Below are 16,674 nucleotides of genomic sequence, written 5' to 3'. Positions count from 1 at the left end.
CTATAACGGTCCTAAGGTAGCGAAATTCCTTGTCGGGTAAGTTCCGACCTGCACGAAAGGCGTAACGACTTCCGCGCTGTCTCGACCAGGGACTCAGCGAAATTGAAATAGCTGTGCCGATGCAGTTTACCCGCGGCAAGACGGAAAGACCCCATGAACCTTTACTACAACTTGCCACTGACACTAGGAATTGATTGTGTAGGATAGGTGGGAGCCTATGAACCCTGGGCGCTAGCTCGGGGGGAGGCAACGGTGAAATACCACCCTGTCGATTTCTGGTGTCTAACCTGGACCCCTCATCGGGGTTGGGGACAATGGCTGGTGGGTAGTTTGACTGGGGCGGTCGCCTCCCAAAAGGTAACGGAGGCGCGCTATGGTTCCCTCAGCCTGATTGGAAACCAGGCGTCGAGTGCAATGGCATAAGGGAGCTTGACTGCGAGACCGACAGGTCGAGCAGGTGCGAAAGCAGGTCATAGTGATCCGGTGGTTCTGTATGGAAGGGCCATCGCTCAACGGATAAAAGGTACTCTGGGGATAACAGGCTTATCGCGTCCAAGAGTTCACATCGACGACGCGGTTTGGCACCTCGATGTCGGCTCATCGCATCCTGGGGCTGGAGCAGGTCCCAAGGGTTTGGCTGTTCGCCAATTAAAGCGGTACGCGAGCTGGGTTCAAAACGTCGTGAGACAGTTTGGTCCCTATCTGCCGTGGGCGTAGGAGAAGTGAGAGGATCTGTCCTTAGTACGAGAGGACCGGGATGGACGCACCGCTGGTGTACCAGTTGTCTCGCCAGAGGCATCGCTGGGTAGCTATGTGCGGAACGGATAACCGCTGAAAGCATCTAAGCGGGAAGCCAACCTCAAGACGACTTCTCCCGGGCGCAAGCCCCTGAAGCCCCCTCGAAGACGACGAGGTCGATAGGCCGGAGGTGTACGCGCTGTGAGGCGCTCAGCTGACCGGTACTAATAGGGCGTGCGGCTTGGTCTCCCTTTTCTCAGGTCGTAGGCGACCTGCTCGAGGTCGAGATCGAATTCCTTCGAAGTACTCAGTGGATGTGCGGCCCTCTGCGGCCCCGCGGTGCGGTGCTCTTCTTTTCCCTTCGTAGCGGTTGTCGAGAGACCTCGTGGTCTCACGTTCTTTCAAAGGTTTGCGGTGGCTATATCGGTGGGGTCACACCCGTTCCCATCCCGAACACGGTAGTTAAGCCCACCAGAGCCGATGGTACTGCACCGGAAGCGGTGTGGGAGAGTAGGTCGCTGCCGCATCTTTTCGTGCCCGCCAGAGCATCCGCTCTGGCGGGCTTTTTCTTTTGGCGCGCCCGGCCCGGCGCGGCGACCGCCGGCGCGGTCCGGCGGGCTGAACGACGCCCGGCGCGGTGGGCCGGCCGGGTATACTCGCCCTTTCGCCGCAGCCCGCGGCGACGGAGGGAACGATGGCGCGCGCGATGGTCGGGGTGATCGGGGGGACGGGGCTGGGCGAGGCGCTGGGTGCCCTCGGCGGCGGCGAGGTCCGCGCGCTGGACACGCCCTTCGGCAGGCCCTCCGCGCCGATCACGCTGACCGAGGTGGGCGGGGTGCCGGTGGCGCTCCTCCCGCGGCACGGGGAGGGGCACATGCTCAACCCGTCGCAGGTCCCGTACCGCGCCAACATCTGGGCGCTGAAGTCGCTGGGCGTCACGCACGTGCTCGCGAGCGGCGCCGTCGGCAGCCTCCGCGAGGAGGTCGCGCCGCGCAACCTGGTGATCCCGGACCAGGTCATCGACAAGACCTTCCGCCGCGCCGGCACCTTCTTCGACGACCTCGCGGTCCACGTGGAGTTCGCGGCGCCGTTCTGCACCACCCTCCGCAACGTCCTCGTGAAGGCGGGCACCGGGTTCCCGGCGCGCGTGCACCAGGGCGGGACCTACGTCTGCATGGAGGGCCCGCAGTTCTCGACTCGGGCCGAGAGCGAGCTGCACCGGAGCTGGGGCGCGTCGCTCATCGGGATGACGGTGATGCCGGAGGCGAAGCTCGCCCGCGAGGCCGAGCTCTGCTACGCGCTCGTGGCGCTCCCGACCGACTACGACTGCTGGAAGCCGCACCCGGCCTCGGTGGACCAGGCGAAGCTCATCGAGGAGATCCTGGCGAACGTGAAGTCCGCCACGCAGAACGCGATCGAGCTGATCCGGCGGGCGATCCCGCACGTCGCCGCGCTCGAGAAGCCGTGCGCGTGCCAGTCGGCGCTGGCGCTCGCGATCTGGTCGGATCGCAGCCGGATCGCGCCGGCCACCCGCGAGAAGCTCCGCCCCATCCTGGAGAAGTACCTGGCCGGCTGAGCCGGGCCGGTCAGGCGCCGGTGGCGGGGGGCTCCGGCGAACGGGGCCGGCGCAGCAGCTCCGCGACCCGCGCCAGATCCGCCACCAGGCCCGCGAGCGCCTCGCGGCGGGCCGCGTCGTCCGGCGCGCGCAGCACGGCCGACGGGTGCAGCGTCGCGATCACGACCTCCGCCAGCGGCGAGGGCACCGGCTGCCCGCGCCGCTCGGTCAGCCGGAAGCCGCGCCCGAGCAGCGCCTGCGCCGCGGTCGCCCCCAGGCACACCAACGCCCGTGGCCGCACCGCCGCGATCTCCGCCTCCAGCCAGGGGAGGCAGGCCCGCACCTCCGCCGCGTTCGGCTTCTGGTGGATGCGCCGCTTGCCGCGAGGCTCCCACTTGAAGTGCTTCACCGCGTTGGTCACGTAGGCGTCGCGCCGGTCCAGCCCCGCCGCCGCCAGCGCACGATCTAGCAGCCGTCCCGCGGGGCCGACGAACGGCTCGCCGGCGCGATCCTCGTCGTTGCCGGGCTGCTCGCCCACCAGCATCACGGTCGCGCGAGTCCGACCGGCGCCGAACACGGTCTGGGTCCCGCGCTCCCACAGCGGACAGGCGGTGCAGCCCGCGGCGGCGCGCCGGAGCGCCGGCAGCGTGGCCCGCGCGGGCACGAGCGGGGCGGCGGTGCCGCCGGGGGGAGCGCGCCGTGGCATGCGGACAACCTGCGGCGGCGGCGGCGGCCGCGCCCGCGAGCGCGTCGGCGAGGACGACGCTCGCTAGGCGCCGGGCGCGTCGAGCGCCAGGGCCGCGAGCTGGCGGACGTTCGCCGGGCACTCCAGCGCCGCGAGCTCGCCCCGCGTCACCCAGCGCGCCGCGTCCCACTCGTCGCAGGCGGCGAGGTCGCGGCCCGCCACGTCGGCCACGAACGCGAAGTTCAGGTGCAGGCCCTTCGATCCGGCCGGGTGCTCCTCGTACCCGATGAAGCCCGGAGGCGATCCGTCCACCCCGAGCCCCGCCGGGAACCGCCCGGTGAGGCCGGTCTCCTCGCGCAGCTCGCGCACCGCCCCCTCGAGCGGCGTCTCGCCCGGCTCGAGCTCGCCGCCCACCGGCACCCAGGTGCCGAGGCGCCGGTGACGGATGAGCAGCACGGCGCCGCCGTGGCGGCAGAAGACGGAGGTCGAGAAGGCGCGGCGCTCGGACATGGCCGCGCAGTATGCCACCGGGCGCCCGCACGCGGGAGCTAGAGCCGAGCGCGGTCGAACTGGTCGCGTCGCGAGGCACACGATGGCGTCGCCGAGCCGGGCACACGAGGACCGAGCAGCGCAGGCGTGCCCGTAGGCACGTCGAGCAGCGCAGGGACGAGTCCGCCCGGCGCAGGCAGGCAGCGTGCGCCGCAGCAGCGACCCGGATCGAGCGGTCTCGGCCTCAGACCCCGCCGGCGGCCCGATCGCGGACGGCGGCCTCCGGCGCCGGCGCGCTGGCGTCGGCGTCAGCGGCGGCGATGGCGCGCGGCCCGCGCCGGCCGCGGCGGCGGACCTTCTCCACCCAGACGAAGACCACCGGCACCACCCACAGCGTCAGCATGGTGGAGGTGATCACGCCGCCGATGACCGCGATGGCCATGGGCGCCCGGAACTCGCTGCCCATGCCCTTGCCGAGGGCGGTGGGGAGCATGCCGAGGATCATCGCGCCGCTGGTCATGAGGATGGGGCGCAGCCGGCGCGGGCCGGACCGGCGCACCGCGGTCTCCGGGTCGTCACCCTCGCGCAGGTGCTGGAGCGCTCCGTCCACCAGCAGGATGGCGTTCTTGGTGACGAGCCCCATGAGCAGGATGATCCCGATCAGCGAGCCCATGTTCACCGTCTGGCCGGCGAGCCCCAGCCCCAGCACCGCGCCCACGATCGCGAGCGGCAGCGAGAGCATGATGGTGAACGGGTGGATGAACGACTCGAACTGGCTCGCCAGCACGATGAAGATGAACACCACCGCGATGAGCAGTGCCATGCCCATGTTCGCCTGCGACTCGGCCTGCTCCTTCTGCATGCCGTCCCAGATGTATCCGTAGCCGGCCGGCAGCGGGCGCGCGCCGACCCGGGCGCGGAGCGCCTGCACCGCGCCGCCCAGGTCGTGGCCGGGCGCGATCTGCGCCCACACCGAGATGCTCCGCTCGCGCCGCTGGTGCTCGATGACCGCCGGGCTGGTCGAGCGCTCCAGCCGCGCGAGCTGCGCGAGCGCCACCGGCCCGCGGGGCGTCGAGATCCACATCCCGTCGAGCGCGTCGCGCGACCCCCGGTCGTCCCCGGTCAGCCGCACGCGGATCTCCGACTCGCGGCGCCCCTCGCGCAGCTTGCCCGCCACCTCGCCCTGGGTGGCGAGGCGTACCTGCAGCGCGACCGCGCCGGCCGGGACGCCCAGCCGCGCCGCCTCCTCCCGGTCCACCTCGACCTGCAGCTCGGGCTTCCCCGGCGAGTCCTTGAGCTGGATGTCGGTGAGCGCCGGGACCGCCCGCATCGCCTCGACCAGCCGCTCCGCCTCCTCGCGGAGCCGGGTGAAGTCGCGGCCGGTCACGTGCATGAGCACCGGCGGGAAGTCGCCGATGCCCTCGAGCATGGGCGGGTCCGAGACGGCCCGCGTCGCGAGCCGTTCGTCGGCCGCGAGCACGCCGCGGATCCAGTCCTTGTAGCTCTCCACGCCTTCGCGGCGGGCGTTCTTGTCCACCAGGTTGACCCGCCAGCGGACCTGCCGCGGGTCCTCCTGGTAGCCGATGGTCGCGTAGACCGCGGTCACCCCGGGCAGCGCGCGGACGCGGGCCTCCAGCGTGGCGCTGCGCCGCGAGGCGGTGGCGAGGCTGGTGCCCGGCGGGTACTCCAGGTTGACGATGAGCTGGTTGCGGTCCTCCTTGGGCGCGAACTCGGACCCGAGCAGCGGGGCCACCGCCAGGCTCGCAAGGAAGAGCAGCGCGGCCGCCGCGAAGGTGAGGCCGCGGTGCCGGAGCACCCAGTCCAGCGTGCGCGCGTACACGCGATCGCTCGCGTCGAACCCGGCGCGGATCCGCCGCGCCAGCGCGTGCTCGCGCCGCGCCTGGCCCGGGACGTGGGCGCGGACGAACCGCGCCGAGAGCATCGGGTCGAGCGTGAACGCGACGAACAGCGAGATCAGCACGGCCACCGTGATGGTGAGCCCGAACTGCCGGAAGAACTGGCCGGTGATGCCCTGCATGAACGCGACGGGCACGAACACCGCCACCAGGGTGAAGGTCGTCGCCATCACGGCCAGCGCGATCTCCTGCGTGCCGCGGCTGGCGGCCACCGCCGGCGGGTCGCCCGCCTCGAGGCGCCGGGTGATGCTCTCGCGGACCACCACCGCGTCGTCGATGAGCAGGCCGATCGCGAGCGAGAGGCCGAGCAGGGTGAGCTGGTTCAGCGAGAAGCCCATCCAGTACATCACGAACAGCGTGCCCACCACCGACGTCGGCAGCGCCAGCGCGGAGATGATCGTGCCGCGCACGTCGAGCAGGAAGAGGAGGATGATGAGGACGGCCATGGCGCCGCCGAAGAAGATGGCGACCCACACCTCGTGCGCGTTGGCCTCGATGATCTCCGACTGGTCCACCAGGACCTGCGCCCGGAACCCGAGCTCGGCCTGCAGCTCGGGCAGGAGCCGCTTCACCTCGTTCGCGACCGCGGCGGAGTTCGCGCCGGCCTGCTTCACGACCTCGACCGCGACCGCGTCCACCCCGTCCGTCCGGACCAGCGTCTTCGGCTCCTTGGCGCCCTTGCGCACCAGGGCCACGTCGCCGAGCCGCATCAGCGAGCCGTCCTGCGCGGCGGCCACCGGCATGTGGCGGAGCGCGTCCACGTCCTGGAACTCGCCGCGCACGCGGATGCCGACCTCGCCGTCGCCGGCCGGGAACTTCCCGCCGGGCAGGTCGAGGTGCTCGCCCTGCACGCGCCGGAACACCGCCTCCGGATCCAGCCCGATGGCGCGGAGCCGGTCGCGGGACAGGTCCACCGAGACCTCCGGCTCGGCGCCGCCCACGATGCGCACCGCCGCGACGCCCTCGAGCTGCTCGAGGCGCGGGCGCACCTGGTCGTCGAGCTTCTCGCGGAGCGCGATGGCGTCCTGCCCGGACGCCGCCGAGAACACGAGCACTGGCTGCGCCGCGACGTCGTACTGCGCGATCACCGGCGCCCGGGCGCCGAGCGGAAGCTCCCCCTGCGCGACGCCCACCTTGTCCCGGACGTTCTGGACCGCCTCGCCCAGCGGCACCGACAGCTCGAACTCGATGAACACCAGCGACACGTCCTCGCGCGAGGACGAGAACACCTTGTCGATCCCGGCGATGGAGGAGACGGCGTCCTCGATCGGCCGGGTGACGGTCTCCTCCACGTCGCTCGGGCTCGCGCCGGGGTACGTGGTGGTGACGGTGACGAACGGCATGCTGACGTCGGGGTAGAGATCGGTGCCGAGCCGGCGCAGGCCGAGCAGCCCGAGCACCACCAGCGTCACCGACATCATGGCGGTGAAGACGGGCCTGCGGATGGCGACGTCGGAGAGCGTCATCCACGCACCTGCGCCACTGCCGTGCCCTCGGCGAGGCCGACCGGCGGGTCGGTGACCACGCGCAGCCCCTCCGGCCAGGCGCCGCCCTCCGGCAGCACCACCGCCGTCTCGCCGTCCTCGGCGAGCAGGCGCACCGGCAGCGTCCGCGCCCGGCCGTCCCCGCCGGCCACCCACACGGCGTGACCACCGGCGCGCTGCACCAGCGCCGCGGCAGGCACGCGCCACGCCTCGCGCTCCGCCCCGCGGGGCAGCTCGGCCCGCGCGTAGGCGTTCGCGAGGAAGCGGCCGCCGGCGTTGGCGACGGCGATCTCCACCGGCACGCGGTTCGTGGCGGGGTCCACCGCGGGGACCACCACCGTCACCACCGCGTCCGCGGCGCGCGCGCCGGTGCCGGGGACCGACACCGTCGCACGGGCGCCCGGGCGCAGCTCGGCGGCCTCGGACTGCGTGAGGGAGGTCTCGAGCACCAGCTCGCGCGTGGTGACGAGCGTGACGAGCGGGACGCCGGGCGAGACGGCGATGCCCACGCCGTCCGGCACGCGGGTGACGACCCCGGGGAACGGCGCGACCAGCCGGTGGTGCGACAGGTGGACCCGCGCCTGCTCCGCCTGCGCCTGGGCCGCGGCGAGGTGCGCGGCGACGAGGTCGCGCTGCGCGCGCGCCTGCGTGGCCTGCGCCTCCGACGCGCCCTCCTCGCGGCGGAGCCGCTCGGTGCGCGCGAGCGCGTCCTCCGCCAGCGCGAGCTGCGCCCGGGCGGCCGCCACCGCCGCCTCGGCCTGCCGGACCGCCGCCGCGGCGGCGCCGGGGTCGAGCGCCGCCAGGAGCGCTCCCTCGCGCACCTCCTGGCCGCGGCGCACCGCGACGCGCTCCAGCGTGCCGGCCACGCTGACCGCCAGCGCCGAGGCCTGGCGCGCCTTCAGCGTCCCGGTGGCGGTGACGCGCGGCGCGAAGCGGATGCGCTCCGGGGCGGCGAGGTGGGCGGCGGCGGCCGCCGGCCCCGCGGCGGGCGCGGGGGCGGTCGCCGGCGCGGGAGGCGGCGGGGGCCGGTCGGCGCCGCGGCGGCCGCAGGCGGTCGCGGCGATCGCGAGGAGCAGGGCGGGGCGGAGCGGCGGCATCGTCGGGTCTCCGGGGCTGACCGGTGGGTCAGGTTGCGGTGCGGCGGGCGCGGGCGGAGGCGGCGCGCGCGGCGGGCCCGGCCATGCCCTCGTAGAAGATCGTCAGGAACGAGCGCGCCCACCCGGCGAGGTCCGGCTTCTGGCGCAGCTCGGCCGTCCGCCGCACGAAGCCCTCGTAGGTGCCCACGAGCAGGTCGGCCACGGCGGCCGGATCGATGTCGCGGCGGAGCCGGCCGGCGGCCTGCTTCGCGGCGATGCGATCGCGCAGCGCGCGCTGCAGACGGCGCCGGAAGTCGGCCAGGCCACGGGTCCACCCCGGGCCCGCGGCCTCCAGCGCGCGGATCACGTGGCGGTTTCGCCAGAGCAGCTCGAGCGACTCCAGGTCGACCGCCACCTCGAACTCGAGCTGGGCGCGCAGGAGCGCCGGGCCGTCCTCGTCCCCGTGCGCCCGGTCGAAGCGGCGCTCGGCCTCCTCGCGGCGCCGGGTCTGCTCCTCCAGCGCGCCGTACAGCCGCTGCACGATCTCGGCGAACGCGGCGTCCTTGGTGCGGAAGTGCAGGTAGAAGGCGCCCTTGGAGATGCCGGCGCGGCGCGCGATGTCCTCGACGCGGGCGCGCGCGAGCCCGTGGCGGCAGATCTCCTCGCGGGCGGCCTCGAGCAGCGCCTCGTGGGCGCCGGGGGCGGGGCGTCGGGCCATGGCGACGTCCCTCGTACCGCGCCGCGCGCGCCGGCGCAACCGAAGCTGACCGACGGGTCAGGAATTGCGGGCCAACCCGGGCGGACCGGCGGCGCCGCCGTCCGCGGGGGCCCGCGGCGGCGTCATGGATCGAACGTGCCGGCCGCGCGCGCCAGGGCGAGCCGCGCCAGCCGGGCGTCGAGCGTGGCCGCGACCAGGCCGAGCTCGGCGGAGGACGCGGCGCTGGTGGCGTCCGCGACCTCGAGGTAGGTGGCGGCGCCGGCGGCGTGGGCCCGCTGGGCCTGCTCCAGCGCCTCGCGTGCCAGCGACGCCTGCTCCTCGGCCTTGCGCGCGGCGGCCGACGCGCTGTCGAGGTCCAGCCGGGCGCGCCGGACCTCGTCGCGCGCCTTGTTCGAGGCGAGCGCGAGGGCCGCGTCGGCCTCGGCCGCGCGGTGGCCCGCCTCGGCGAGGTCGGCCTCGCGCCGGCCGCCGTCGAACAGGGTCCACTGGAGGCCGAGCAGGACGGTCCAGCCGGCGTGCTCGCCGGTGAAGCCGGTGATGCTGGCCCAGCGCCAGGTCCCGCTCACGCCCAGCGTGGGGAGGTACGCGGCGACCGCCTCGCGGCGCTGCCCCTGGGCCAGCGCCAGCCGCGCGCGGGCGGCCTCCACGTCCGGCCGGCGGGCGGCGCGCTCCTCCTGCGCCTGGGCGTCGGCCGACGGCGGCGGGGGCTCCGGCGGTCGCTCCACCTCGAAGTCCGCGTCGCGATCCAGCAGCGTGGCGAGGGCGAGCCGGGCCGCCGCGTACGCGTTGTGCGCCCGGATCAGGTCCTGCTCGGCGCGCGCGCGATCGGTGCGCGCCTTCAGCAGCGCCAGGCGCGGCGCGGCGCCCTGTGCGGCGAGGTGCTCGGCGTCCGTCTCGTGCTGCCGCCAGGTCTCGAGCGTCCGCTCCTGCACCGCGACCGCTTCGCGGAGGGTGGCCGCGCCGTAGTAGAGCTGTGCCACGCCGAAGAGCAGCTTCTGGCGCGTGTCGGCGACCTGCGCGCTCGCGACGTCCTCGGCAAGGTAGGCGTTGCGGATGGCAGGCCAGAGCCGCGGCGCGAGGAGCGCCTGCTTCACCTCGGCCTGCGCCCCGTACTGCGTCTTCCGCTGCAGCTCCAGCTCCTCCATCGAGGTCGGGATGAGCGCGAGCGTGGTCGCCTCGCCCGGCAGGTTGCCGGGCGAGAACGGGCGGCCGGGATCGTACGGGGGGAGCGCCGCGCGCGGCGCGCTGGTCGGCCTGCCCAGGTCGCGGATCGCGAAGCTGGTGGGCAGGTCCAGCACCACGTCCTCGGAGTTCCAGGCGTACGAGGCGCCCGCGGTCACCTGGGGCAGGTAGTGGCTCCACGCCTTGCGCGCGAGGGTGCGCGCCTGGGCGAGCCGCTCGTCGGCGATGCGCAGCTCGAGGCTGGCCTCGCGGGCGCGACGGAACGCGGCGTCGAGGGTGAGCACCGGCGGTGCGGTGCCGGGGTCGGCCGCGCCGGGGGCGCCGGCCTCCGCGGCCGCGGCGAGCGCGAGGGCGAGCAGGGCGGAAGGGATCATGGGGTGCTCCTCGAGGCAGGGGAGGGCGGCTCGGCCCCGCGCCGGAGCGCGGCCAGGCGGCGCGCCACGGCGGCCCGGCGGACCACGAGCGCCGCCAGCGCGGAGTGGAGGACGAGCAGCGCCCCGAGCCAGGCGAGCTGCGGGGCGACCGCGCCGAGGTCGCCGGTCTTCATGACCAGCACCCGCAGGGCCCGCAGCGCGGGGGTGGCCGGGAACAGGGCGGTGGCGACCTCGACCGCGCGCGGGAGCTGGCCGGGGGGCCAGGTGAAGCCGGACGCGAGGAAGAGCGGCACCGAGAAGAACATCAGGAGCTGGAACGTGCCCATCCGGTCGCGCGCCAGGCTGGCGAGCCCGATCGCCACCGGGACCATCGCCACCGCGAACGCCAGCAGCAGCGCGGCGGTGGCGAGGACGCTCGGGCCGGCCCAGCCCATGGCGGGCATGAGCAGGAGGCCCACGAACGCGACGCCCGCCAGCCAGAACGGCGCGTGCGCGGCGGCCATGCCCAGCAGCCGCGCCAGCGGGAACGGCTCGCGGCCGGCGGCCGGCAGCCCGGCCTCGAGGCGCGCGCCCGCGCTGAACGCGAGCGAGACCACCACGAGCTGCTGCAGGACCACCAGGAAGATGCCGGCGGCGAGGTACCGGCCGTAGGAGCCGGTGGGGTGGTAGAGGAGACGGTCGCCGGTGGCGATGGGCGCCGCGCGGGCGCGGGCCACGTCCGGCGGCACCCCCTTCGCGAGGAACGCTGCGGTGCGCACGCGCGCGCCGGTGGCGCCCGCGACCGTGACGGCGGCCGGGTACGCGATGGCCCACGTGTACAGGTTGGCACCGCCAGCCCACACCGCGAGCTGGGCCTGCTCACCTCGCTTCAGGCGGCGCGAGAAGTCGTCCGGGACGACCAGCAGGAGCTCGGCCTGGTCCCGCCGCAGCGCGGCCACGCCCTCGTCCAGCGACGCGACGCGGCGGTCGATGCGGAGCTCGGGGGTGGCCTCCAGCTCGAGGGTGAGGCGGCGCGAGAGCGCCGAGCCGTCCAGGTCGAGCAGCAGCGCCGGCCGGTCGCGCGAGTCCTCGGCGTGGTACAGGTACGCGACGATCACCGGGTAGAGCAGCGGGATCGCGATCAGCACGAGCAGGATGGATCGCTCGCGGAAGATCCTCCCGCGCTCCTCGCGCACGCTCGCGCGCAGCACCTCCAGCCAGGCACCGGCGGTCATGCGGCCCCCCGCGCGCGCGCCCGGGCCGCCAGCGCCCGGGCCCCACGCGACGCCGCGATCACCGCCACGAAGCCCGCGGCCTGGGCAGCGAGCCAGCCGAGCGGGCCGGCCAGGTCCCGCAGCGCGACGGGCTCGTGCAGGAAGATCCGGAGCGCGCGGCCGAACGGGGTGAACGGGAGCGCGCTCGCGATCGCGCGGATGGGCCCGGGGATGACGTCCCAGGGCCAGGTGAGCCCGGAGAACATGAGCGACAGCATCCCGAGCAGCAGGGTCGACTGGAACGCGAACGGCCCGCCGCCGAGGAGCGCCGCGACGGCCGCGGCGAACAGGAGCTCCGCCCCCACGAACGCGAGCAGGGAGAGCGCGACCACCGGGGGCGGGCTGGCGGGGTGGATCCCGTCGATGCGCAGCAGGCCGTACGTGGAGAGGACCGCCAGGGCGAGCGCCACCGCCAGCACCGCGGCCCACCGGCCCAGGGCCTCGGCCGGGCGGCGCGCCGGATCGGCCGGCCAGATCACCGACCAGGCCAGGAACAGCGTCACGAGGTGCACGAAGAACAGCGCGAAGGCCGGGGCGAGGTACACCGCGAAGCTGGCGCCCGGGTTGCGCGCGAGCGCCTCGGTGACCACCACCGGGGCGGCCTTCGCGAGCGCGGCCGAGGGCGGGGTGCCGAGCTTCTGGAGCACGCCCAGCTCGACGCCCGCGGACACGGTGGCGAGCACCTTCGCGATGGTGCGCGAGGCGGTGCGCCCGACCAGCACGTTGCTCATGTCCACGGCGACGAGGACCTCGGCGCGGCGCCCGCGCTTCAGGTCCGCCGAGAGGCCGTCGGGCACCAGGACCACGCCGGCCAGCGTCCCGCGGTCGAGCGCCTCCTGCGCCGCCGCGAGCGTCGGAGGCGGATCGGTGAGCACCCGGAGCTCGGGGGTTGCGTCCAGGTACCGGCCCACGGTGCGCGATGGCCCCGTCCCGTCCAGGTCGAGGACGGCGATGGGCAGCTCGCGCATCACGCGCTGCTGGTAGGTGGCGATGGTGAGCCAGCTCGCGCCCAGGAACACCGCCAGCATCAGGCGGTAGCGCGGGCTCGCGGCGAGCCCTCGCAGGTGGGCGAGGAAGGCGGCGCGGAACCCCACGGCTCACCTCGCGGCCGCGGGCAGCACCGGCGCGAAGCGCGCCGTCATGCCCGGGCGAAGCTCGGGATCGGGCTGGCGCGGCCGGGCCTTCACCTCGAACGTGCGCAGGTCGAAGCTGCCCTTCTCGCCGGTGGCGCGCCAGGTGGCGAAGTCGCCCAGCGGGGCCACCGAGAACACCGTCATGGGCAGGCGCCGGCGCAGCGCCGGCACCTCGACGTCCAGCTCGGTCCCGACCTTCACCGCGCCCAGCAGGTCCTCGCGCACCGGGAACACCGCCCAGGCGTCGGTCCGGTCCACCAGCGTGAGGATGGGATAGCCGGTGGCGGCGAGCTCGCCGCGGTGGACCAGGATCTTCGCCACCTCGCCGCCGATGGGCGCGGTCTGGACCGTCTCGCGGCCGTAGCTCTCCACCTCGGCCAGGCTCCCCTGGCCCTGTCGGACCAGCGCGCGCAGCGCCTCGACCTCCTCGGCGCGGGCGCCCTTGATCACCAGGTCGTTCCGCGCCTGCGCGACCGCGAGCTGGTCCCGGGCGGCCTTGAACTTGAAGTCGGCCTCGTCGAACGCGGCCTGGGTGATCGTCCCGGTGGCGAGCAGGGCGGTGGCGCGCTCGTGCGCCTTGGTGGCGACCTCCAGCTGGCTGCGGGCCGTGTCGAGCGCGCGGCGCGCCTGCTGCCGCTCCTCGGCGCGCGCGCCCCGCTCGGCGATCTGCAGCCGGGCGCGGGCCGCGTCCACGGCCGCCTTCACCTGGTCGATCTTCGCGGCGACCTCCTGGCTCTCGATGGTGACGAGCTCCTGGCCCTCCTTCACCGGGTCGCCCTCGCGCACCGCCAGCGCCTTCACGCGGCCGGGGATCTTGGAGGCGACGTCGATCTCGGTCGCGTCCACCAGGCCGGTGATGGGCGCAGGCGCGCGATCGCCGCAGGCGGCGAGGAGCGCGGCGTGCGCGAGGAGCAAGGGGAGGAGGCGGCGGGTCATCTCAGGCTCCGATACCGTCGAGGAGGAGGCGCACGAAGTCGCGCAGCACGGCCTCGCGCGCGCGGGCGGCGCGCAGGTCGGTGGACCACAGCGCCTCCAGGAACGGGCGCTGCAGGAAGTAGCCGAGCATCAGGGCGTTGACGCTCATGGTGAGCGTGCGCGGGTCCAGGTCGGCGCGGAACGCGCCCTGGGCCACGCCGCGCCGCAGCACCGCGTGGATGGGGTCGAGGTTCGCGGCGATCCGGTCGGCGAGGAGCTTGCGGCCGCGGCGGGCGCGCGAGAGCGCCTCCCAGCCCATCAGCCGCACGAAGTCCTCGTGCTCGGAGAGGAACCCGAAGAAGCGGCGCACCAGCGTCTCCACCTCCTCGCGCGGTGCCGCGCGCGCCCCTGCGGCCGGGGGCTCGGCGGCCGCGAGCGCGCGCGTCAGGTGGGCGTCGAGCACGGCGCGGTACAGGCCGTCCTTGTCGCCGAAGTAGGCGTAGATCATCCGCTTGTTCACGCCGGCGCGCGCCGCGATGTCGTCGATGCGCGCGCCGTCGTAGCCGTGCTCCGCGAACGCGCGGCCGGCGGTCTCGAGCAGCCCGGCCCGGGTGGCCTGCGCGTCGCGCTTGCGGGGAGGGGAGGGTGCCATGGCGAAGTATATAACCGGTTAGTTACTTCCGCATCGCGCTCTTCTAGCGCGCCGCCGGCGCCGGATCAAGCGGGGTGGGTGGGTGCGGCGGAGCGACGCCGCGCCAGTGAGAGGCTAGGTGGGGATCACGAAGTAGAACGCGGCGCCGCGGCCCGGCTCGCTCTCGACCCACGCCTGCCCGCCGTGCGCCTCGACGATGCCGCGCACGATGAACAGCCCCAGGCCGTGGCCGCGCTTCTGGTCGGCCGCCGGCTGCCAGTAGCGGTCGAACAGGTGCTCGCGGATCTCCGGCGCGATGCCGGGGCCGCGGTCCACCACCCCGAAGCGCACGCCGCCGCCGTGGCGCTCGGCGGTGATCACGACCTCCTCGCCGTCCGGTCCGAACTTCAGCGCGTTCCCGACCAGGTTCGCGATCACCTGCGCCATGCGGTCCGGATCCCAGGCCGGCACCGGCAGGTCCGGCGCGAGGCGCACCGCGATGCGCTGGCGGCGCTCCGCGGCCAGCGCCTCGAGCGGCTCGGTGGCCCGGGCCACCACCGCCGCGGGCGGCTCGGGCCGGCGATCGAGCTGCAGCCGCCCGGCCTCGATGCGGGCGAGGTCCAGCAGCCCCTCGATGAGCCGGTTCATGCCGCGGACGGTGCGCTCCAGCTTCGCCAGGAGCGCGTCGCCCTGCGGGCGGCGCGGCTCGTCCACCAGGCGCGCCAGCCGCTGGATGCCCAGCAGCAGCGCGGACATCGGGTTCTTGAGGTCGTGCGAGACGATCGAGAGCGTGTCCTCCCGCGCCCGCACCGCGCGCTCGACCTCCTCGAACAGCAGCGCGTTCTCGAGCGCCATGGCGGCCCGCGCCGCGAGGTCCTCGGCCAGCGCCAGGTCGTGGCCGGTGTAGCGCCGGGTGGACTCGGCGAACGCGAGCGTCATCACCGCGCGCGTCCGGCCGCGCACCCGCAGCGGGACGATCATCCAGGACCGTGCGCGGAGCCGGCGCAGCGCGGCCAGGTCGGCCGGCTCGGCGGGATGGGTCGGCGGGGGATCGGGCACCAGCTCGGCGCGCCCGCTCGCCACCACCGCGGCGAGCCCCTGCGCCGCCGGGCCGGCGAGCGGGACGGTGCGGGGCAGGGTGCTCGAGAGCGGCGCGAGATCCGGGTTCCAGTGCTCGGCGGCGACGCGCTCGGCCTGATCGTCGCGGACCAGGTGGACCAGGCACCAGTCGGCGAGGTGCGGCACCACCAGCCGCGCGAGCTTGCCCAGCGTGGCGCGGTGCCCGCGCGCGTCCTCGAACAGCGCGCCGGTGACCTCGTACAGGAACGCGATGCGGCGCTGCGTCTCCTCGAGCTGCGCGCGCGCGTCCAGGTCGGCCGCGGCCTGGGCTGCGGCGTCGGGCGCACCCGAAAGGGGCTGGGTGGCGTCCATTCGGAGGCGACTCTAGGCCGCATGTGGGACGAACACAACCTGCCCGGGAGGCCAGCGGGCGCCCCTCAGCGGCGGATCCAGAGCGCCAGCCGATCGGCAATGGCATCCGGCGCCAGGACCGCGTCCGCGAGCCCCGCCGCCTGCGCCGCGCCGGGCATGCCGTCCACCGCGCAGGAGGCGGCGTCCTGTGCCACGACCCGCCCGCCGGCACGCCGGAGGTCGGCGAGCCCGTCCACGCCGTCCCGGCCCATGCCCGACAGGATGACGCCGACGGCGCCGGCGCCGTACGCCGCCGCCACCGAGCGGAACAGCGGGGTGCCGGAGGGGCGGAAGCCGCCCACCGGCGCCTCGTCGGTGACGGTCGCGCGCGCGCCGTCGGCGGTGACGCCCAGGTGGCGGTCGTCGGGCGCGACGTGCACCACGCCCGGCTCGAGGAGCGTGCCGTCGCGGGCGACGCGCGCCGGGAGCGGACCGGCGGAGGCGAGCCAGCGCGCGAAGCCCTCCGCGAAGCCGAGCGCGATGTGCTGCACCACCAGCACCGGCGCGGGGAAGGCGGCGGGGAGCCGGGCCAGGATGCGCTGCAGCGCGGCCGGCCCGCCGGTCGAGGCGGCCACCGCCACCACGCGGCCGCGAGGGACGTCGGGCGGGGCGGCCGGGGGCGGCGCGGCGCGGCGCGCGGACTCGGGGCGGCGCAGCAGCGCCACGCGGCTCATGGCCTTCACCGTGGTGACGAGCCGGCGGGCGTCCTCGGCGAAGCCGGGGGAGCCCGGGCCGCGCGGCTTGGGCAGCGCGGCGAGCGCGCCGGCGGCCAGCGCCTTCATCGACAGCGTCACCTCGTTCACGTCGAGCGAGGTGACGATGACGATGGGCGTGGGCCGCTCGGCCATGATCTGCGCGGTGGCCTGGATGCCGTCCATCGGCATCATCATCACGTCCATGGTGATGGCGTCGGGCCGTAGCGCGCGCACCAGCGCCAGCGCCTCGGCGCCGTCGGACGCCTGGCCCACCACCTCGAGCTCCGGATCGGCCGAGAGGATGCCCACCAGCAGCTGGCGGGCGGTGGGCATGTCCTCGACCACGAGCACGCGGATCAT

General features: G+C 74.8%; 13 protein-coding genes and 2 rRNA genes (1 of these 15 running past the window's edge). 3 read left to right on the top strand and 12 right to left on the bottom strand.

Annotation, left to right across the window (positions count from 1 at the left end; translation table 11 throughout):
- The 3 genes from A2CP1_RS14035 to mtnP form a co-directional block, all read left to right on the top strand.
- Positions 1–987: ribosomal RNA gene (locus tag A2CP1_RS14035) — 23S ribosomal RNA — on the top strand (it extends 1,993 nt beyond the left edge of the window).
- Positions 988–1,148: 161 nt separating this feature from the next.
- Positions 1,149–1,265 (top strand): 5S ribosomal RNA (rrf, locus tag A2CP1_RS14030).
- A 167-nt stretch (positions 1,266–1,432) separates the two neighbouring features.
- Entirely contained in the window at positions 1,433–2,314 is an 882-nt protein-coding gene (gene mtnP, locus A2CP1_RS14025; RefSeq protein ID WP_012526696.1) for an S-methyl-5'-thioadenosine phosphorylase, read from the top strand.
- Between the two features lie 10 nt (positions 2,315–2,324).
- Here mtnP and A2CP1_RS14020 read toward each other — a convergent pair whose 3' ends face one another.
- The 12 genes from A2CP1_RS14020 to cheB form a co-directional block, all read right to left on the bottom strand.
- Complete coding sequence (locus A2CP1_RS14020) at positions 2,325–2,999, bottom strand: UdgX family uracil-DNA binding protein (RefSeq protein ID WP_012633882.1); 675 nt, start codon at positions 2,997–2,999, stop codon at positions 2,325–2,327.
- 63 nt (positions 3,000–3,062) lie between these two features.
- Complete coding sequence (locus A2CP1_RS14015; RefSeq protein WP_012633881.1) at positions 3,063–3,488, bottom strand: NUDIX domain-containing protein; 426 nt, start codon at positions 3,486–3,488, stop codon at positions 3,063–3,065.
- Between the two features lie 223 nt (positions 3,489–3,711).
- Complete coding sequence (locus A2CP1_RS14010) at positions 3,712–6,849, bottom strand: efflux RND transporter permease subunit (RefSeq protein ID WP_012633880.1); 3,138 nt, start codon at positions 6,847–6,849, stop codon at positions 3,712–3,714.
- Positions 6,846–7,964 (bottom strand): efflux RND transporter periplasmic adaptor subunit, encoded by a 1,119-nt coding sequence (locus tag A2CP1_RS14005; protein ID WP_012633879.1) that lies wholly within the window; start codon positions 7,962–7,964, stop codon positions 6,846–6,848. Before A2CP1_RS14005 ends, A2CP1_RS14010 begins: the two co-directional genes overlap by 4 nt.
- Before the next feature lie 28 nt (positions 7,965–7,992).
- Positions 7,993–8,661 carry a TetR/AcrR family transcriptional regulator gene (locus A2CP1_RS14000; RefSeq protein WP_012633878.1) on the bottom strand — a complete coding sequence of 223 codons (669 nt, stop codon included), beginning with the start codon at positions 8,659–8,661 and terminating at the stop codon, positions 7,993–7,995.
- 122 nt (positions 8,662–8,783) lie between these two features.
- Positions 8,784–10,217: a TolC family protein gene (locus tag A2CP1_RS13995; RefSeq protein ID WP_012633877.1), complete on the bottom strand. Its 1,434-nt coding sequence runs from the start codon at positions 10,215–10,217 to the stop codon at positions 8,784–8,786.
- Positions 10,214–11,431, bottom strand: a complete 1,218-nt coding sequence (locus tag A2CP1_RS13990; protein ID WP_012633876.1) for an ABC transporter permease — start codon at positions 11,429–11,431, stop codon at positions 10,214–10,216. The genes A2CP1_RS13995 and A2CP1_RS13990 overlap by 4 nt, the downstream gene beginning before the upstream one ends.
- Entirely contained in the window at positions 11,428–12,564 is a 1,137-nt protein-coding gene (locus A2CP1_RS13985; protein WP_012633875.1) for an ABC transporter permease, read from the bottom strand. Before A2CP1_RS13985 ends, A2CP1_RS13990 begins: the two co-directional genes overlap by 4 nt.
- A gap of 3 nt (positions 12,565–12,567) precedes the next feature.
- Positions 12,568–13,539: an HlyD family secretion protein gene (locus A2CP1_RS13980; protein WP_012633874.1), complete on the bottom strand. Its 972-nt coding sequence runs from the start codon at positions 13,537–13,539 to the stop codon at positions 12,568–12,570.
- 1 nt (position 13,540) lies between these two features.
- The gene (locus tag A2CP1_RS13975) at positions 13,541–14,170 is read right to left on the bottom strand and encodes a TetR/AcrR family transcriptional regulator (RefSeq protein WP_012633873.1); all 630 of its coding nucleotides are present in this window, start codon (positions 14,168–14,170) and stop codon (positions 13,541–13,543) included.
- Between the two features lie 114 nt (positions 14,171–14,284).
- A complete protein-coding gene (locus A2CP1_RS13970) occupies positions 14,285–15,580 on the bottom strand; it encodes a GAF domain-containing sensor histidine kinase (RefSeq protein WP_012633872.1) in 1,296 nt (431 codons plus the stop codon).
- A gap of 65 nt (positions 15,581–15,645) precedes the next feature.
- Positions 15,646–16,674 (bottom strand): chemotaxis-specific protein-glutamate methyltransferase CheB, encoded by a 1,029-nt coding sequence (gene cheB / locus A2CP1_RS13965; protein WP_012633871.1) that lies wholly within the window; start codon positions 16,672–16,674, stop codon positions 15,646–15,648.

Origin of the sequence: Anaeromyxobacter dehalogenans 2CP-1 (assembly GCF_000022145.1) — a bacterium.
Taxonomy (GTDB): Bacteria; Myxococcota; Myxococcia; order Myxococcales; family Anaeromyxobacteraceae; genus Anaeromyxobacter; species Anaeromyxobacter dehalogenans.
This window is presented reverse-complemented; position numbering and strand designations above follow the sequence as displayed.